Below are 19,847 nucleotides of genomic sequence, written 5' to 3' on the forward strand. Positions count from 1 at the left end.
GTAACTTAGCAATCTAAAATAACGTTTATATTTGTATGATAAATGATATAAATGGTGACCTTAAGATCTTTAATTATGGTGATAAATAAAAATATACTACTATAGTTGGTAACTTGCAAAGCTTTTAGTTTCTTTTTTTCTGAGGTTTTCTATATGTTAGTACTAATTTTGTTGCTTTCATTCTTTACATATACTTTGCAAAAAGTATCAAGTATATCTAATCTACTTTAGATGTATATTTCTTCATTGTTGAGTGCATATTTTAAAATCAAAATACTATGTAACTAACACTCTCTTTGAAATCTCTTATTGCTTCTCTTCTCTCCTCACTCACTTATCCTAAATTCATATTATACAACATTTAATATCAGAAAAAATAGAAAAATTTTTTTAAACTATAGGAGCTAGAAAATTAGAAACTAATAACTTAATTACTATCAAAATAGCTCTTGTAAATTTAGAGCGATAAATTAAAGAAAAAGATGCATACTTTAATTTAATGATAATAAGTATAAGCTAAAAGATATGTTTTCTCCTAAAGGTTTATAATCTGTAAATAGTGATGATACTAATGAGATACTAAACTAGGGGAGATTTCTAAGTCGGGAAATTAGTCTTATCTCATTTAATCAGGAAAGTACAGTAAAATCTTTCTTCTAGTAAGGAAAATACTATTGAAGATATCAAACAACATGTAGACACTCTAAAAAAGATGTTTTAAGATCTTTTAGAGCAAAAAATAGATATGTATGCGCTGTTATAGTATTGTCTGATAAAAAGGATAAAGAAATTAATAGTACAACAACTAGAGAGAAAGTAATAACAGAAATCTCAATATTAATATGTATGCTATAGGTTTTGATAGTCATGATAATAAGAAATTTTTTGAAAAAATTGCTGCAAATGGTAGTTTTTCTCATATTAGTTAAAAGATCTAGAACTTATAGAACAGCTTAAGCAATATATTGTGCAAGGAGTGTTTTAGAAAATACTATGGGATCTAAAGATTATAACTGGAGTACAGCAGTAGATATCTTTATTGGTCATTATAGAGATAAATAGCTAACATAGTATCAGGATGTTGACGGATTCACATTTTAAAAAATGATCAACAGTTTATAATTGGTATGGATTAAAATGTAAGTGATACTGAAGCATCAGCAGCTTATGATAAAGCGGCTTTTTATCATATTACTCCCTTGAGAAGGCAATATTATTATGATATTTTTCTTGCTAAGATTATTAGATAATTCTAATATTTATTTATAAAATTACTGTTTACAAGATATTATGAATCTACTGAAAAATATTACAGGAAAGAATTATATAAATGGAGGATTCGTAGTATTCTCAAAGCAAATTCCCGTTATTAATCCTTCAAATTTAAAAGAAATTGCTACAGTTCCAGATTTAGAACTATCCGAGATTAATTCTGCAATTGATAATACTGTACAAGCTTTTTCTTCATGGGAGCAAAGTTTATTTGAAGAAAGAATAGCAATTCTTAGAAAATGGTATAGTCTAGTAATTGAAAATATTGATGAGCTAAGTCATATATTAACGCTAGAGCAAGGGAAAATACGTTCTGAATCAAAGAAAGAAATTTTATATGGAGCATCCTTTATTGATTGGTATACATATGCTATTCACAACATTTATTCCGTTGTAAAACCCGGGAATAATAAAACACATAAAATTGTTACGCAATATGAACCAATAGGTCCAGTTGCTGCAATAACTCCTTGGAACTTTCCAAATGCTATGGTTACTCGTAAGGTAGTTCCGGCAATAGCTGCTGGCTGTAGTGTTATATTAAAGCCATCAAGTCTTACACCTCTATCAGCTTTAGCGCTTGCAAAATTTGCAAGCGATGCTGGTTTGCCTGCTGGGGTATTTAATGTAATTACAGGTGATTCAAATATTATAGGTAAAGCTTTTTGTGAAGATTTTAGATTGCGTAAATTATCATTTACTGGTTCTACGGATGTTGGTAAAATTCTGTATCAAAATTCATCAAATACTGTAAAGTGCTTATCATTAGAACTTGGTGGTAATGCGCCTTTCATTATAACAGCTGATAATGATTTAAACAAAGTAGCAAATGATTTAGTGATTGCTAAAGCTAGAAATAGTGGTCAATCTTGTACATCTCCTAATAGAATATTTATAGATGAATCTATATATAAAAAATTTATAGAAATTCTAACACCTAAGTTTACTAAACTTAAATCTGGTGACGGATTTGATAAAACATCAGATATAGGTCCGTTAATTAATTTTGCTGCGATAGAAAAAATACAAAAGCTTTTAACTGATGCACAAAATAAAGGAGCAGATTTGATTTGTGGTGGTGAAGCTAATAATAATTTAATTGAGCCTACTATTATTATTGACTGTTTAGATAATATGGATATCTTTAGAACAGAAATATTTGGTCCAGTAATTGCTTGTTATAAATTCAAAACTATAGATGAAGTGATAGAGCGGGCTAATAATACCGAATATGGCTTGCAAGGATATATATATACAAGAGATATATCTATAGCACAAATGATGACATCTAAGCTTGATTTTGGTATGGTCTCAATTAATGACCCATTACCGTCTAATGCAAAAGCACCTTTTGCAGGACGTAAAGCTTCAGGCTTTGGGGTTGAAGGATCTTTTGAAGGAATATTTGAATATCTAAATACGAAATATATAAATTTACAAAATATAATATAATGAATACGCCTGTATTTATTGATGTTAAGTCTGATGCTAAAAATGGTAATGGGAAATATATTAAAGTTAGCTGATCAAGAAACTGTAGATAATGAAAAACTAGCTGGAAAATGTAAAGATTTATTTAGTGTTTTTAGGTAGAAATGAATCTTATATTTCATGGATATTGTCAAGTTTTACATTATATTTCTTATGGTTTTTAAAAAAATATTTTGTACTTAATGAAATTAAGTTTTTAATAATAGAGTTGTAATTTTTATTATAGTATTTCTTTTGTAGAGTTAAGAAGTAGAGAAGCTAATTAAATTTAATCATGATGAGTGAAAATTATGCTAGTTCCTATAATATTGAAGTTCAGATTGAGTAAATTAATCTTGTTCTTAAGATTCTAGTGTATATTTAGCCTTTATCTAATCATCTTGCTGTGAGTTATTGGGTCGACATAAAAGTCGTTATCAATTGAATATTTTTATCTTATAGAACAACTATTAAAAAGTTTAATGGAACTGATATCATAAGACACAAGAGCTTAATAATATTTTAAGTAATGTTATTGCTCTTTGAGGATACTGTAATTCTGAAGAATAAAAATAAGCTATAAATAATAGTTTAGATATTTTTGATATTTTAGGAGTATGCATATTAATTCCCCAAAAATCTCTATAGTTTTACCAGTTTATAATAGAGAGAAGCTCTTGCCATTAGCTATTGAAAGTTGCCTTATACAAAGTTTCAAGAATTTTGAGCTTATTATTATAGATGATTGCTCAAAAGATAATAGTGCCATTGTTGCTAGGAAATATGCTGAACAGGATTCAAGAATTAAGATAATAACAAATAAGACTAACCAAAAATTACCTGCTAGTTTAAATATTGCTTTTAAAGAGGCTAGAGGGCAATATTTTACTTGGACTTCCGATGATAATCTTTTTCACGAAAATGCTTTGGATAAAATGGTTAGTATACTTGATAATTCTTTAGATATAGGGCTTGTATATACTGATTATACTTTAATTGATGAGCATGGTAGGGTAGGTGCAAGAATCTATCAAGAATCTTTTGAGTTTTTACCAATTAGGGATTGTGTAGGTGCATGTTTTTTATATAGATCAGATTTAGCAAAACAAATAGGTGGATATAATGAAAATATGTTATTAGTTGATGATTATGAATATTGGCTACGGCTTGGGCTTGTCACGAAATTTGCTCATTTACCTGAATCTTTATATTTCTATAGAGTTCATAACCAGAGTTTAACAGCTGAACACAGTTCAGAAGCAAGAAATGCTAAAAGAGCTTTAAAGGAATTATATAAGGACAAATATACTATCCCTGATAAAATTAAACCTATCAGTGATCTATATAATTGGTTTATTGATGATAAAAATTTAATTTCTTATTTTAAATTACTTAAAATAATTATGTGCAATCCAATCATTACTATTTCTTATATTATTAAAAATCTAAGACGTATTAGATAGTTTTTGATTGATAAAAAGAAAAATAAGCATATTATTAATATAAATATAGACGTGTGTGTTCTATGTCATTCCCGCAAAAGCAGGAATCCAGTAAAAACTATATAGAATTTGTAGTGTTTTATCTAAATTAAGCTTTTTTATTCTAGATTTCTGCTTTCGCTTGCAGGAGATCATGAATGTTTCCTGAATCATGCAAGCAATATTCAAATAATGCTAAATAACCAAGAATTCCTGAATTCATTAAATAAGCAGCAGCAAAAAGCAGTTCTTCATACAGAAGGACCGCTTCTTTTACTTGCAGGTGCTGGTACAGGTAAAACTAAAGTACTTACTTTAAGAATAGCTAATATTATACACCAAAATCTTGCTGCGCCTCAAAATATTCTGGCAGTCACTTTTACTAATAAAGCTGCAAAAGAGATGACTGAAAGGGTAAATAATCTTATTAATTGCTATGGTCTTAATATCGGTACTTTTCATGCTATGGCAGCTAAGATATTACGTGATCAGATAGAAAATTTAAATCTTGGCTTAAATAATAGATTTACTATTGCCAATCAAGACGATCAATTAAGACTAGTAAAAGACATAGCAAAGTTTAGAGATATTGATACTAAAAAATATGCTCCTAAGTTAATACATGTTATAATTTCTAGATGGAAAGATCAAGGGTTATTACCAAGTAAATTATCAACCTCAGATACTAATTTGCCTGTACAGAGAGTAGCAAAACTTGTTTATGAAGAGTATCAGCAAAATTTACTTATTTCTAACGTTTTAGATTTTGGAGATTTGTTACTTTACAATAATGAGTTGTTTATAAGGAATCCTGAAATACTGAAATATTATCAAAATAAATATCGATATATTTTAATTGATGAGTATCAAGATACAAATGTCGTACAATATTTGTGGGTAAGGATGTTAGCTAGCGTATATAAAAATATTTGCTGTGTTGGTGATGATGATCAGTCAATTTACGGATGGCGTGGAGCAGAAGTTGCTAATATATTACGATTTGAGAAAGATTTTTCAGGTGCAACAATTATTAAGCTAGAGCAAAATTATAGATCAACGATGCCAATACTTGCTGCTGCTTCTAATGTTATTAATAATAATAAAAATCGTCACAGTAAGATATTATGGACTGATCAAGAAAGCGGTGAAAAGATAAAAATCATCTCTTGCTGGAGCGATAAAGAAGAAGCAAGATATATTGTAGCTGAAATAGATAGGTTAGTAAGAGAAAAGCAGTATAATGCTGGTAATATTGCGATATTAGTGAGAGCTGGGTTTCAAACTAGAAGTTTTGAAGAAGCATTTATAAATAGTATGATGCCTTATAGAATTATAGGTAGTTTACGGTTTTATGAACGAATGGAGATAAGAGATGTACTGGCATATATCCGTATTGCTTTGAATCAAAATGATAGTTTAGCCCTTGAGCGTATTATTAACGTACCTAAACGATCAATAGGAGCTGTTACGCTAAATAAAATTAAATCATATGCACTAGAGCAAAATGTTTCTAATTTTACAGCTATTAAAGAAATGCTAGAAACAGGTGAGATTAAAGCAAAATCATATGAATCTTTAAAAGATTTTGTTACTAAAATTGATGACTGGCATGCGAGATTTAGTATAGATGCTCCGGTAAACGTAACTAAAGCAATACTTGATGATTCAGGCTACATTGAAATGCTTAAGGAAGAAAAAACTGAAGAAGCATTAGGTCGGATCGAAAATATCAATGAAATGCTAAGAGCTATAGCTGAATTTAATGATATTCATGATTTTATAGGACATGCTAGCTTAGTTATAGAAAATGAGGTACTTGAAACTAATTACGGAGGTTCTGTAACTATAATGACACTACATGCTGCTAAGGGGCTTGAGTTTGATGTAGTATTTTTACCAGGGTGGGAAGAAGGAATATTCCCATCTCAAAAATCTTTAGATGAAGAAGGAGAAAGAGGTTTAGAAGAAGAACGACGCATTGCTTATGTCGGTATTACGAGAGCTAAAAAAGACCTTTATATTACTTATGCAGAAAGCCGAAAAATGTTCTATGAAATAGTACGTTCTTATCCTTCAAGATTTATAAATGAAATCCCTGACGAAATTACAATTAGAACTTATTCTATAAAAAAATATAACTCCTTTTATAAGTTTTAATTAATTTTTTATTCTTAATAATACAAAAGTGTTTTACTTTTTTTATTAATTATTGTTTTATTAGTTAGTATAATAATTTAATTTAGAGGATTTATGGCTGAGATTACTAGGAATAAACATGAATTTGAACAAAATATAAATGCTAATGTTGGAGATAATTTAGTTGAGCAATTAAGAGGTGGTTTAGAACAAGCAATAGGCTTTTTATCGGAGGAGTTAATTAAAATAGGATCTGCAAGTCCAAATAAAAAAATTGATATAAATCATAATGATATTAAGCAAGCAACTCAAACATTTATATATGCTGATCCTAATGATCCCAAATATCAAGGTAAATCCGGTGGAGTTTTAAGTGTAACTGCAACTATAAAGGATAATGAAAAGAAAATCAAAGAATGGATAGAGAAAGGTTATGCTCCGGAAATTTTTGCAAAAATCAGAAAAGAAATGGAAGAACTACCAGATAAGTTAGCACAAGAATTATCGACACAAAAAGGTATAGATAATCTTACAAAGGAGCGTGTAAAAAATAATTCTATCTTTCAACAATTACCTTTATTTATTGTAGATAATAACGGTATAAGAGGAACAAATTCTATAGAGAAAAATAATATTCTAAATAAGATAAATCAAAATGTGGAAATATCTCAAAATATTGTTTCGACATTATTACAAGATAGAGCTTTATTAAAACCTTTAATAGAACAAATTACTAAATCTGCTAGTGATATTTTTGGTAAAGAAGATTCGTTTGTAGAAAATGTATGTGTTATAGATGAAAAGAGATTAACACCTGAAAATATAGATAAATTTACAGAGGTAACAAATCAAAATATACAAGTTTTTGAAAAAATACAAAAAAGTTTTAAAGGTGCATCGGTTAATGTTAACCAAATACAAGCAATTACTCAAAAGTTGTTGAATCTAGATCCATCATATTTAATTGAAAATAGTCTTAAATTAACTACTGACCTAAAAGAAGTTAATGACAAAGGCGTTTCATTATGGGAAAAATTTAAGTCAGTATTTACAGGGAAGAATTATTTGAAAGAAAGATTAGAAGAAGTTGTAGACAAATATGTTATAATGAATGCTAAATTTGTAGAAAAAGAAATTAATAATAAAATCTTTTCAAATGCTTTAACAAATACTGATATTATTACCGGTATAACAAAATTTATGAATGAAAATAAGAATAAAGTAGTAAGTAATCCTGAATTTAAAAATTTATTTTCTATTACAAGTGAGTCTGTTGTTGTTGAGCCAAGAAAAGTTAATAATATTAATTTAGCAGAACTCAGAAAAATTAATCCAATAGCATTTGATAAAGCTGTGTTTGAGAACTCAAAGCAACTCGGAGCAACTAATTTAAAATCGCCGAAAAACACTCCTAATGCTCCTATTCAAAATCAAAGAGCGATAAGAGGTAGGGGTTAAATTTTTATATTTGGTGGAATGCTTAAATATTTTTCTTTCCATAATTCATTATAAAAAATATGGTCTATATTGCCGCCTGATATTAATACAAGTAGTTTTTGAGGCTTAGATTGTGTCTTTAGCCAATTTATTACTGAGACCATATTTATAGCGCTTGATGGCTCACATGTTACTTTAAGTAAATGATTGAGCCAAACCGTCCAGTAATATATTTGATGTTCATCTGCTAAATAAAAATGATCAAGCCTTTTTAAATATTCAAGTGTACGTGCTGACACACTCAAAGTTTTAAGGCCATCTGCAACAGTATTCGGTGCATCTTTAAATCTAAAGATCTTATTATTTTTAACTGATAAGTAAGCATCATTAGCACTTAAAGGTTCTGAACCTATTAACAAACTATTCTGTGATATTAATTCTTTAGCAAGATACGATCCAGAAATTAAACTGCCACCGCCGCAGGAAGCAAAAATAGCATCAGGACTAAAGCCTAGTTGCTGCAATGCTTCATAGCATAACGTACCAGCACCTGCTATTGTATAATCACTATCAGAAGGAGGCATATAGTAAAACCCTTGTTCTTCATCTTGTTTTGCCTTTTCTTCTGCTTCTTGTCTAGTATCCGTGTATATAACTTTTCCGCCATAATGAAGTACTGCTTGCTGTTTTACTTGTGAAGTATTTAACGGTAAGTAAATTCTTGTTTTAATCCCAAATAATTTACTTGCATAAGCAAGACCAATTCCGTGATTACCTGTACTATATCCAACTATTTTATTAGGTAATTTGCCTCGCTCTTTTAGTTCTAATAAATGATTTAATACTCCTCTAATTTTAAATGCACCGGTTTTTTGTAATGATTCAACTTTAAAAAAAATCTTATGTCCTAGCATTCCACTTAAGCTTTCAGAGTGAATTATCGGAGTTAAATTTATATATTGCTTTATTCTATTATGTGCAATTGCTATATTTTGAGGGGACAAATTCATAAATATAATTAATAATGGTAGCTTGAAATCGTGTTGGTACTATATTATATAGTTAATAATCGGTATAAACTATATAAATTTTAAAGGTTTTTAATTGATGAATAAAAAGTTCCTGCCTCTTATGGCATTACGAGATATGGTAGTATTTCCTGGAGTAATTGTTCCTGTTTTTGTAGGTAGGCAAAAATCTTTGCAGGCACTATCTCATACTACAATTTCTGAGGAAGATAATAGCAAGTATATTTTAGTAACTTTGCAAAAAAAGTTTGATCAAGAATTACCAAGTAACAATGAGCTTTATAATATCGGTATACTTGCCAAGATTATCCAAATAGTGAAGCTACCTAATAATACAGCAAAAATCTTAATAGAAGCAATAGCAAGAGTAAAGCTAAGTAATATCAAAGGCGAGGAAGCTTTTGAAGCAAATTACGAAATTATTCCTGATGAAGAAATATTTGATGCTAATAATATGCGTTTATTAGTTGATAATGCAGTGCAACTATTTAGTAAATATATAGTTAACGATAAAAAAATGAATGCAGAAATTATCGAAACTATAAATAAAGAAATAAACAATGCTACTAATTTCATAAATATTATAAATATATTAGCTGCACATTTGATAACTTCACTTGAAGCAAAACAGCATTTATTAGAAGAAACTAGTCCATTTAAGCGTATTACGATAATTATTAGTACTCTTACTTCTAATATAGTTAATTCAGAAACAGAACAGGCTTTGCAGCAAAGAGTGAGGAAGCAAATTGAAAAGACACAACGTGATTATTATTTGCATGAACAAATGAAAGCAATTCAAAAGGAATTAGATGAAGATAAATCAGAACTTGCTGATATCGAGAAAAAAATTAAAAGCCTAACATTATCTAAAGAAGCTAGAGAAAAAGCAGAATCTGAACTTAAGAAGCTCCGTATCATGAATCAAATGTCAGCAGAATCAGGTGTAACGCGTAATTATCTTGATACCTTACTAAGTTTACCTTGGGGTAAGTATGATAATAACAAAATTGATATTAATCAAGCTGAAAAAATTTTAAATCGTGATCATTTTGGTTTAGAAAAAGTTAAGGAGCGGATCATGGAATATTTAGCAGTATTACAACGCTCAAATAAAATTAGAGGACCTATATTATGCTTAATTGGTCCGCCAGGAGTCGGTAAAACCTCACTAGTAAAATCTATTGCCGAAGGAATGGGTAGAAAATATACAAAATTTGCTCTTGGTGGTATTAGAGATGAAGCAGAAATCAGAGGGCATCGCAAAACTTACCTTGGATCAATGCCAGGTAAAATTATTGCACAGCTAAGAAAGGTTAAAACTAGTAATCCTGTTATGCTGCTTGATGAGATTGATAAAATGAGTTCTGATTTCAGAGGTGATCCGGCATCTGCTTTGCTTGAGGTACTGGATTCTGAACAAAATAGTCATTTTGTTGATCATTATCTAGAGGTAGAATATGATTTGTCAAATATAATATTTATTGCTACTGCTAATTCTCATGATTTACCAAGAGCTCTAAGTGATAGGATGGAAAAAATATATCTCTCTGGTTATGTAGAAGAGGAAAAAATTCAAATTGCAAAAAATTATTTGGTTCCAAAACAATTTAAAATGCATAAAATCAAAAAAGGTGAGATTACTATATATGATAGTGCTATTTTAGATCTAATTAGGTATTATACTAAGGAATCAGGTGTAAGAGCTTTAGAACGCGAAATAGGAGCATTAACTAGGAAAGCATTAAAGCAAATTCTAGCTGATAAAACTATTAAGCATATTGCTATAGATAGCAACAATCTTGAAGAATTTTTAGGTGTTAAAAAGTATAATTTAGGGGTTGCTGAGAAAGAAGACCAAATAGGTAGTACTACAGGGCTTGCTTATACTGAAGTAGGAGGTGAGCTTTTAACTATTGAAGCTTTAGTATTTCCTGGAAAAGGTGAAATAAAAACTACTGGAAAACTAGGTGATGTTATGAAAGAATCAGCTATGGCTGCATATAGTTGTTTCAGGAGTAGAGCAACTAGTTTTGGATTAAAATATGAAAATTATAAGGATTTTGATATTCATATTCATGTTCCAGCAGGAGCTATTCCAAAAGATGGGCCATCTGCAGGTTGTGCTTTATTTACTACTATTGTTTCATTAATGACCAAAATACCTGTACACCGCACCATAGCAATGACTGGTGAGATCACTTTACGAGGAAATGTCTTACCTATTGGTGGTCTTAAAGAAAAATTACTAGCAGCGAGTAGGGGGGGGATTAAAACCGTATTGATTCCAGAAGAGAATATTAAAGATTTAAAAGATATACCTCCGAATATAAAAGAAAGCTTAAGAATTATATCAGTTTCAAACATTGATCAAGTATTACAACATGCTTTGATAGAAGTGCCAGTAAATAAATAGCTTTGTTGCATGGTTTAGAAAATAGCCAAAATGTTATACTTCAGTTGTAATGAAGTGCTTTAAAGTTATATTTTATTTTAATTTTTTATAAAGAAGTTATGTTATACTACGAAAAAAAACAAAGGCACTTAACTAGAGGATAGAAGGAAACTGTTGGATTACTTACTGTCGGCACGTAGAATATTTTGATTTAATGATGTACGTTTATAGATATATTAATAGGTTTATTTTTTTTAAGAGGAAATCTAAGTGAAGCATATAGGATTAACACATCAATGTCAAGAAGCAATAATAAAATAGATGACAATTTTACGAAAAAAAGTGGCGGGAGTGACGGGGCTCGAACCCGCGACCTTCTGCGTGACAGGCAGACGCTCTAACCAACTGAGCTACACCCCCACTCTAGATAAGAGATAACAATATATATAACAATTCTTTTATTTCTGCAAGAGTAAAATACTTTATTTATTAAAAAATATGCAGAACTTAAAGCTCTAAATTTTATTGCTTATTAATATAATATTAGCTAATAAATAAAACTTATAAATAATTCTATTAATCTAAATTATTACTATTAGTTTAAATCTTAAAATTATTATCCTTTTACATATTTAGAAATCAGTTATTGAGCCTAATTTAGTACAAAAGCTACTAAAAATTAATTAAGATTACAACTAAATAAACCTAGAGATAGATGTACTAGAATATTTATATGTGTCTAAAATTATAAATCCAAAAATTATTTAAAAAATTTAATTTATAATAAAAGCTTGAAATTATCATAAATATAAATTAATTGTACAGGTGTTACTAAGTAACACCCATTATATTAATAATTATTTCAGGTTATAGAGATTATTTATGATTATTTCAGTTTCAGGTCAACACATTGCTATCGGTCATAATTTGCAAGAATACTCAAAAGAGAGAGCTACTCAAGTTATAAAAAAATATTTTACCGATATAATAAATATAGATATTCATTTTTCAAAAGAATGGATTAATTTTAAATGTGATATTATAGTAAAGTATAGCTCATGTAAGCATAATATAGTCAAAAGTAATGACACCTGTAACGATATATACGTAGCATTTGATAAAGCTCTGTCAAAACTTGAAAAACAGCTTAGGAAATATAAATCAAAATTCAGAAATCATCATACAGATAAAATAAAAATATCTGAAATTGCTTCTGAAGCTACTAACTACATTATTAGTTCTCAAACTCAAGTTCAAAATGAGAATGAGAATTCTAATTCTTGGGATCATGATAATCCAGTAATTGTTGCAGAAAAACCTATGCAAATACTTAAATTATCAGTAAAAGAAGCAGTTATGAAAATGGATTTAGAAGATTTGCCAGCAGTAATATTTAAAAATATTAATAATGATCGTATAAATATAGTGTATTATCGTAAAGATGGTAATATTTCTTGGATAGATTATAATTAATGTACATCATTTCTTATGATCGATAAAGATTACCCAGAGAGCTCTTTGGGAATGTTGAAGTTTGAAGCAATTCAAGCATTTAATTAATACTATTCTTAGGAGGATATTGAATCAATAAAAATCGGAGATAACACTAATTGGTATAGTACTGCAAAATTTAATAGGCTGGTAGAAATAGGTGATATTGGCTATCTTGTACTATTCATAATGATATATTTATTGGTGTTAATAGATTATGCTGTAATAAATGATGTGCTTTTATTGCTGGACCTAATTATATACAAAAAGATAGTTAAATCTAAGGAACTATGGGATAGTCTCTATTGCAAAATTTGTTAGATATTTAACTGATCAAGGTTTAGAATATATACAAGGCAACATAAAAATTTATATAAATCTTGCTAACATTTATAATGATGCTAACTTATTATACGTGTGATTTGTACTCTTAATATAAAGAATTTTTAAACGCTTTTAATGTGTTTTTAAGTAAAAAAGCAATAGTCATTGGTCCAATGCCGCCTGGAACTGGAGTAATATATTTTACTTTAGATTTAACATTTTCAAAATCAACATCACCTATTATTTTATTTGTAGCAGTTCTAGTGATACCTACATCAATTACTATTGCTTCAGATTTAAAATATTCTAAAGTTAATTTTAAAGGTGAGCCTATTGCTGCTACAACAATATCTGCTTTAGAAGTAATCGTACTTAAATTTTGTGATTTAGAATGACAAATAGTAACACTGCAGTCTTCTCTTAATAATAAAGCACTTAAAGGTTTACCTACTATATTTGAACGTCCAACAATTACGGCGTTTTTACCGCTTAAATTTTGTTCGTATTTTTTTATAACTTCTAAACAACCAAGAGCAGTACAGGGCACAAAGCCTTGATTAGAACTGCTATGTAAGTAACCAACATTTAAAGGATGAAAAGCATCAATATCTTTACAAGGCAATACAGCTGATAAAATTTTATCTTTATCTATAGAAAGAGGTAGAGGAAGTTGAACTATAATGCCAGAAATCTCACGATTGATGTTTAACTCATTGATCTTTGCTATTAAATCATCAGTATCAATATTAGTAGGTAGACTTAATAATAGAGTATCAATCCCTATTTTATGTGCATTTTTTATTTTGTTTTTTACATATATAACGCTTGATGGATTATCTCCTACTAGTATTATAGCAAGCTTCGGTGAATTTTTGGTCTTATCCTTAAGTGTTTGAATTTCTAGTTTTAAATCTGCCAATATTGCATTTGCTAAACCTTTACCGTCTATTATATTATTCACTCTCTCACCTTATTTCTGTTCTTCATATTTAGTAGTAGAATACTTAAAATGCAAAGCTTTGCCGTCAAATACTTTGCTGTAAGCATGATGAAGACTACTTGTTGCTTCAGCAAAACCAGTAAGAATTAGTTTAAGCTTACCTTCATAGTGAGCAATATCACCAATTGCATAAATACCGGAAATATTAGTTTGGTAATACACGGGATCTACTTCAATATGGTGAAGCTTAACATTTAAACCCCAATTAGATAAGCTACCAAGATCTTGCTTTAAACCAAAAAATGGTAGTAATATATTAACATCTAATTTGCGGGTATTACTTTGTAAATCTCTTACTATAACTGATTGAAGTGTGTTATTCTCACCTTCTAGTGAATGTAATTGATAACCGGTAACTAATTCAATTTGACCGGTTTCTGTAATTTTTTTTAACCGCCTTACGCTTTCAGGCGCAGCTGTAAATTTATCACGCCTATGCACTAAATATAATTTATTAGCAATCTCAGAAAGAGAAATAGCCCAGTCAACAGCTGAGTCACCACCACCTGCTATAACTATATTTTTACCTGCAAATTTATTTCGGTTATTGATAAAATAAAAAACCGATTTGCCTTCAAAATCTTCAATATTTGCAAGTGGTGGTTTGTTAGGGCCAAATGAACCTGCACCTGCAGCAATAATAACAACTTTGCCTTTAATAATAGTATTTTTTGAGGTTTTAATTTTAAAAAATTCTTCTTGTTTACTTAATTCTATTGCTTGCTGATTTAAGTGATATACAGGTTCAAAAGGAGCTGTTTGAATTTCTAACTGCTTTATTAGTTCTTCTGCTGCAATTTTAGGATATGCTGGTATATCATAAATAGGCTTTTCTGGATACAAAGTAATACATTGGCCTCCTACAGTTTTTTGAGCGTCTATAATATGACATTTCATGCCGAGCATTCCTGCCTGAAAAATTGCAAATAATCCTACCGGTCCGGCACCAATTATTATTACGTCAGTAGTATGTATCATTTTTATATACTTTAATTTTTAAAGAGAAGTTAATTGAATAATAAAGGAAATAATTAATAGTTATTGTTAATAGCCTACAATATAGATACTCGAGGTTTATATTTATAATAAATAAATTGTAATTTCAAGCAAAATGCTATATTTGATTATTACTTGGTACGTTTTGTGTAGCATATAGATAATTTATGAATCAACAAATTAAATAGCTGTTCTTTCCATCTAAATAAATTGCAATATTATATTATAACAAGCGGTAGAACTAATCTTGGTCATCTCTAGATTCTTTGGCTGTAGCCTAGCAATCTAAAATAACGTTTGCATTTGTATGATAAATGATATAACTAGTAATCTTAAGATCTTTGCATGGTGATAAATAAAAATATACTACTATAGTTGGTAACTCGCAAAAATTTTAATTTCTTTCTCTGAAGCTTTCTATATGTTAGTACTAATTTTGTTGCTCTTATTCTTCATGTACTTTGTAAAAAGTATCAAGTATATCATATATACTTTGATATAGTCTTTCTTCATTATTGAGTACATATTTTAAAATCAAGTTACTATGTAACTTAACATCCTAAATAATAATTATATCATTGCCAATAATTATATTCTTTGTTAGTAATCTTATATTTTTTTGTTAGGTCTAGAAATGGGAAAAGAAAATAGATTTTGTATAAACATATGGGTATTTTATATAAAACTAGATACCATAAATATGTACTATATTTGAGTTTTTTAATTAAAAGTTAATATTCATTCTATGAAGTAAAAATCTTTACAAAATCTAGTGAAAAAAATAATATCTTATATATTATGAAATAATAATATCTGTAGTTCATTACATGGTAATTTTTAGTATAGTTTTTTTTAAAACCGTTTCGGTGTTATTAAGTGTAGTAATAGGATTCTTAGCAGGTAAATATTCAAATGTTGAAAGAGATAGTATCTCTTCATTACTGTTTTATTTTATATCACCTATAGTATTTTTTACTATACCTGCTAGTACAACCTTAACGCTTTCAGCGTTAAGTGTTACAGTCGTAACCTTTATAATTGCAACATTATTATCATTATTTTCTTACTATTTTTTTGGCAAATTTTGGCAAGATCATACACGTAATATTATAGCTTTATCTGCAGGTACGGCGAATGGTGGATATTTTATGCTGCCTATAGCTGCAGCACTTTTTGATGATTATACTCTAAGTATTTATATGATGGCAGTAATAGGAGTTAATATTTATGAATGTTCCGTTGGTTTTTATATTTGTATGAGAAGCTTTGCCAATACTACCAATAGTATATTAAAAGTAATAAAATTACCAATTTTAAATGCCTTTTTTTTAGGATGTTTGTTTAGTTTTTGTGGTTTTACTTTACCTGATTTCTTAGATGATTTCATATATAATATGAAAGGGGCTTTTTCTATACTTGGTATGGTTATGGTTGGTCTTGCTCTTTCATCTCTGCAAAAATTCGAAGTGGATATAAAATTTACCATTGCTACTTTTGCTGCTAAATTTTTATTTTATCCGCTTGGAGTAGGTCTATTTATCATGTTTGATAATTTTATTACAGGCTGGTATAACAATGATTATTATAATGCTTTAAAGCTACTTTCTACAGCACCGCTTGCAGCAAATACTATAGTTATAGCGAGTTTACAAAAATTTTATCCTGAGAAAGTTGCTGCTACTGTGTTTTTATCGTTACTTTTTGTAGTAGTATATATGCCAACAATGGTTAGTATATTTTTAAGTGATTTAAGTTAATCGGTTTATATGCAAATTAATTCAATAAAAATTGGTCCCTATATTAATTTAGTGCCTCTTCAATATATACCAAAACATAAGGTTTCTTATGTAGAATTCGGTGATCCTAAAAATAAAAATATAATAGTATGTGCTCATGGTTTAACTAGAAATGCTCATGATTTTGATAAAGTAGCTAAAGAATTGAGCAAAAATTATAGAGTGATTTCAATAAATTACCCTGGACGTGGTGATAGCGAAAATTTTAAAAAAGCTAGTCATTATAATTATACAACTTATATTAAAGATACAGTCTTTTTTTTAAAAAGACTAAATATTAAAAGACCTATTTGGCTTGGTACTTCAATGGGTGGTATCATAGGTATGATACTTGCTGGTAAATATAAGAATATTTTCAAAAGTTTAATATTAAACGATATAGGTGCATTTATCGATGCTGCTCCTTTAGTTAAAATTGGAGATTATGCTAAAAAAACAGTAATTTTAGATGATTTAGCAAGTGCAAAAGAGCATCTAAAACTTATTTACGCACAATCTGGTATTAATGATGAAGAAGATTGGGATTATTTGACAAAATATAGTGTTATTTCTACATTTGGCGGAAAATATAAAATGAATTATGATCCTGCTATAACACAGGGAATGAAGAATGCTGGTAAACAGGATGATGTGGATCTATGGTCTGTATGGAATAAAATAAAGTGTAAAATATTAGTGATTCATGGTATTAGATCTCAAATTCTAACTAAATCTACTATTAGAAAAATGAAAGAAACAAAAGTTTTTGATCTTTATGAAGTTAAGTATGCAGGCCATACACCTTCTTTAATGAATCATGAAGAAATTAATTATGTCAAATCTTGGTTAGAGAAATTAGAACAACAAAGATAGAAATTAATAAATAATGATAATTATGAAAATTACTAATAAAGTACTAATAATTGGCTCAGGTCCTGCAGGGCTAAGTGCAGCCATTTATACAGCAAGAGCAGCTTTAAATCCAGTATTGATTAGTGGCATTCAACCTGGCGGGCAGCTTACTATTACGACAGATGTTGAGAATTACCCAGGTTTTGCAGAAACAGTGCAAGGACCTTGGTTGATGGAGCAAATGCTTGCGCAAGCCAAAAATGTTGGTACAGAAGTTGTCAATGATTATGTAGAAAAGGTAGATTTATTGGGAAGACCTTTTAAAGTATTTACAGGGCTTGGATATGAGTATAAAGCAGAGAGTATAATTATTTGTACTGGTGCAGAAGCAAAATGGCTTAATATACCTTCAGAACAAGAATTTCGTGGTTTTGGTGTTTCAGCGTGTGCTACTTGTGATGCTTTCTTTTTTAAAAATCAAGAAGTGATAGTAATAGGTGGTGGTAATAGTGCGGTTGAGGAGGCTTTATATTTAACTAAACATGTAAGTAAGGTTACTATAATACATAGAAGAGATAGTTTTAGAGCTGAAAAAATATTACAAAACCGATTATTAAAAAATCCTAAAGTATCAGTAATTTGGGATCATATAGTACACGAAATTATAGGCAATAACAACCCAAAATCTGTTGCAGGAGTTAAAATTCAGAATGTTCATACAAAAGAAATCAGTTTAATAAATTGTAGTGGTGTTTTTGTTGCTATAGGACATAAACCAAATACAAGTTTATTTACTGGACAGGTTGCAATGGATGATAATAATTATATTATTACTGTGCCAGGAACAACTAAAACTAGTATTGAGGGTATTTTTGCTGCTGGTGATGTTCAAGATAAAATTTACAGGCAAGCAGTAACTGCTGCAGGTAGCGGTTGTATGGCAGCCCTTGAAGCAGAAAAGTTTCTTAATAAATGAGCTTACTCTTATACTATTATCAGTTTTAAATTAAAGATTAATGATTATTAATTTCTGCTTTGACTTCTTTATAATTGTTATTCACAACGCTGATTATTACAATGAAAAACGAGGAAAAATTGTGGAAACAGCATCAAATATAAAATGTTTTATAAAGTAAGCATTCATTGAGTAAGAAATAAATGGTGAAAGATTAAACAAATTATGTGATACATATAATATTATATTCTAAGCAAGAACTGAAAAAATTATCAAATGAAGATATTTTGAAGGTATTAAAATTTTAATGAAGAATGTCATAAAAGTTTTGTAAACAGTTGTTCTTACTGTCAGATTGTTGGTAATAGCAGATAACTCCGCTTCTTATTCTAATTTGTCTCTAGTAAGATAATATACCTCTAATAAATAAAAAATTGGTGACGAATAAGATTATCAAGTCTTATTCTTTTCTCTAGAAAATTTATTAATTTTGGTATCTAGTGGACGTATATAAAGCGGTTCGATGGAGCTATTTAGCTCTATATTACTTACTAATTTACTAGCAATATGTCTACAAATGACCAATGCCTTAACTCTTGCAAAACGTGGCAAAATTATTATATTTTGCAAATGTATAATTTGAGAATATATAAACTGTAGCCCACTACCGCAGCATACTACATTCCCTTTTTCATGTTCTAACAGTTTAATAGCATGCCCAAAATCTATTAGTAAGGGCTTTTCTATTTTTCCTGATTTATAAAAAATCTGTAGATAAAGCTGTGAGCGATAAGCATTTAGAAATACATAGATTTTATCATAATTTTTAACTTGCCCTATGGCTCTGAAATAAGCATATTCAAAATTGCTTACTGCTACTGGTTTAATATTCTTCTTAGCAAATAATATACCTTTAGCGGCAGCTAAACCTATTCTAATACCGGTAAAACTACCTGGACCGTTAGTTACCGCTAAATAATTGAGTTCATCATATGAGCATTTAGCTGTTTTCATTACCTCTTCTATCATTAACATTAGATTTTCTGCTTGCATTGATGGACGTAATTCCTCTATATATGCAAGAATATTTAGACCTTCAGAAAGTGCTACTGATGTTGTATTATTTGTTGTATCAAATGATAAGATTTTCATTGTATAAATTTATATGGCTTAGTTGATGTTATTCCTATAAGAACAGAACATTATTTGCATTGAGCAAAGAATCCATCACAACA

The 19,847-nt window shown here is 29.1% G+C and carries 13 protein-coding genes and 1 tRNA gene; 9 read left to right on the forward strand and 5 right to left on the reverse strand.

The window, feature by feature from the left end:
• Window positions 1–1,290 precede the first annotated feature (1,290 nt).
• From AC27F4_RS03550 to AC27F4_RS03565, 4 genes are all read left to right on the forward strand, one after another.
• A complete protein-coding gene (locus AC27F4_RS03550) occupies window positions 1,291–2,724 on the forward strand; it encodes an NAD-dependent succinate-semialdehyde dehydrogenase (RefSeq protein WP_487062145.1) in 1,434 nt (477 codons plus the stop codon).
• 635 nt (window positions 2,725–3,359) lie between these two features.
• Window positions 3,360–4,205 (forward strand): glycosyltransferase, encoded by an 846-nt coding sequence (locus tag AC27F4_RS03555; protein WP_487062147.1) that lies wholly within the window; start codon window positions 3,360–3,362, stop codon window positions 4,203–4,205.
• A gap of 210 nt (window positions 4,206–4,415) precedes the next feature.
• Window positions 4,416–6,380 (forward strand): DNA helicase PcrA, encoded by a 1,965-nt coding sequence (gene pcrA, locus AC27F4_RS03560; protein WP_487062149.1) that lies wholly within the window; start codon window positions 4,416–4,418, stop codon window positions 6,378–6,380.
• 93 nt (window positions 6,381–6,473) lie between these two features.
• Window positions 6,474–7,817, forward strand: coding sequence for a hypothetical protein (locus AC27F4_RS03565; RefSeq protein WP_487062151.1), 1,344 nt, complete (start codon window positions 6,474–6,476; stop codon window positions 7,815–7,817).
• On the opposite strand, the gene AC27F4_RS03570 is transcribed toward AC27F4_RS03565, so the two are convergent.
• A complete protein-coding gene (locus AC27F4_RS03570; RefSeq protein ID WP_487062153.1) occupies window positions 7,814–8,806 on the reverse strand; it encodes a serine/threonine dehydratase in 993 nt (330 codons plus the stop codon). The genes AC27F4_RS03565 and AC27F4_RS03570 overlap by 4 nt on opposite strands.
• A gap of 97 nt (window positions 8,807–8,903) precedes the next feature.
• On the opposite strand from AC27F4_RS03570, the gene lon reads away from it, so the two are divergent.
• On the forward strand, window positions 8,904–11,240 hold the full coding sequence (lon, locus tag AC27F4_RS03575) for an endopeptidase La (RefSeq protein WP_487062155.1): 2,337 nt from the start codon (window positions 8,904–8,906) through the stop codon (window positions 11,238–11,240).
• A 322-nt stretch (window positions 11,241–11,562) separates the two neighbouring features.
• Here the strand turns inward: lon and AC27F4_RS03580 are convergent.
• Window positions 11,563–11,639 (reverse strand) — tRNA-Asp (locus AC27F4_RS03580).
• 462 nt (window positions 11,640–12,101) lie between these two features.
• Between AC27F4_RS03580 and hpf the strand changes: the two genes are divergently transcribed.
• Window positions 12,102–12,692 carry a ribosome hibernation-promoting factor, HPF/YfiA family gene (hpf, locus tag AC27F4_RS03585; protein WP_487062157.1) on the forward strand — a complete coding sequence of 197 codons (591 nt, stop codon included), beginning with the start codon at window positions 12,102–12,104 and terminating at the stop codon, window positions 12,690–12,692.
• A 448-nt stretch (window positions 12,693–13,140) separates the two neighbouring features.
• Here the strand turns inward: hpf and folD are convergent, their stop codons facing one another.
• Together folD and AC27F4_RS03595 are read right to left on the reverse strand one after the other, a co-directional pair.
• Complete coding sequence (gene folD / locus AC27F4_RS03590) at window positions 13,141–13,995, reverse strand: bifunctional methylenetetrahydrofolate dehydrogenase/methenyltetrahydrofolate cyclohydrolase FolD (protein WP_487062159.1); 855 nt, start codon at window positions 13,993–13,995, stop codon at window positions 13,141–13,143.
• A gap of 9 nt (window positions 13,996–14,004) precedes the next feature.
• Window positions 14,005–15,009 (reverse strand): NAD(P)/FAD-dependent oxidoreductase, encoded by a 1,005-nt coding sequence (locus AC27F4_RS03595; RefSeq protein WP_487062314.1) that lies wholly within the window; start codon window positions 15,007–15,009, stop codon window positions 14,005–14,007.
• 848 nt (window positions 15,010–15,857) lie between these two features.
• Here AC27F4_RS03595 and AC27F4_RS03600 point away from each other — a divergent pair.
• Genes AC27F4_RS03600 through trxB form a run of 3 tightly spaced genes read left to right on the forward strand, consistent with a single transcriptional unit; the run spans window position 15,858 to window position 18,633 of the window.
• Window positions 15,858–16,787, forward strand: a complete 930-nt coding sequence (locus tag AC27F4_RS03600; RefSeq protein ID WP_487062161.1) for an AEC family transporter — start codon at window positions 15,858–15,860, stop codon at window positions 16,785–16,787.
• A gap of 9 nt (window positions 16,788–16,796) precedes the next feature.
• Entirely contained in the window at window positions 16,797–17,678 is an 882-nt protein-coding gene (locus AC27F4_RS03605; protein ID WP_487062163.1) for an alpha/beta fold hydrolase, read from the forward strand.
• A 22-nt stretch (window positions 17,679–17,700) separates the two neighbouring features.
• Window positions 17,701–18,633 (forward strand): thioredoxin-disulfide reductase, encoded by a 933-nt coding sequence (trxB, locus tag AC27F4_RS03610; protein WP_487062165.1) that lies wholly within the window; start codon window positions 17,701–17,703, stop codon window positions 18,631–18,633.
• Window positions 18,634–19,065: 432 nt separating this feature from the next.
• Here the strand turns inward: trxB and tsaB are convergent, their stop codons facing one another.
• Entirely contained in the window at window positions 19,066–19,764 is a 699-nt protein-coding gene (gene tsaB, locus AC27F4_RS03615) for a tRNA (adenosine(37)-N6)-threonylcarbamoyltransferase complex dimerization subunit type 1 TsaB (RefSeq protein ID WP_487062167.1), read from the reverse strand.
• Window positions 19,765–19,847: the final 83 nt, after the last annotated feature.

The organism is Candidatus Rickettsia mendelii, from assembly GCF_057543435.1.

Bases quoted from the DNA above. Each gene is read 5' to 3' on its own strand.
- lon (WP_487062155.1), top strand. From the start codon at position 8,904: ATGAATAAAAAGTTCCTGCCTCTTATGGCATTACGAGATATGGTAGTA.
- AC27F4_RS03600 (WP_487062161.1), top strand. From the start codon at position 15,858: ATGGTAATTTTTAGTATAGTTTTTTTTAAAACCGTTTCGGTGTTATTA.
- tsaB (WP_487062167.1), bottom strand. From the start codon at position 19,764: ATGAAAATCTTATCATTTGATACAACAAATAATACAACATCAGTAGCA.
- hpf (WP_487062157.1), top strand. From the start codon at position 12,102: ATGATTATTTCAGTTTCAGGTCAACACATTGCTATCGGTCATAATTTG.
- AC27F4_RS03555 (WP_487062147.1), top strand. From the start codon at position 3,360: ATGCATATTAATTCCCCAAAAATCTCTATAGTTTTACCAGTTTATAAT.
- AC27F4_RS03605 (WP_487062163.1), top strand. From the start codon at position 16,797: ATGCAAATTAATTCAATAAAAATTGGTCCCTATATTAATTTAGTGCCT.
- pcrA (WP_487062149.1), top strand. From the start codon at position 4,416: ATGCTAAATAACCAAGAATTCCTGAATTCATTAAATAAGCAGCAGCAA.
- trxB (WP_487062165.1), top strand. From the start codon at position 17,701: ATGAAAATTACTAATAAAGTACTAATAATTGGCTCAGGTCCTGCAGGG.
- AC27F4_RS03570 (WP_487062153.1), bottom strand. From the start codon at position 8,806: ATGAATTTGTCCCCTCAAAATATAGCAATTGCACATAATAGAATAAAG.
- AC27F4_RS03550 (WP_487062145.1), top strand. From the start codon at position 1,291: ATGAATCTACTGAAAAATATTACAGGAAAGAATTATATAAATGGAGGA.
- AC27F4_RS03565 (WP_487062151.1), top strand. From the start codon at position 6,474: ATGGCTGAGATTACTAGGAATAAACATGAATTTGAACAAAATATAAAT.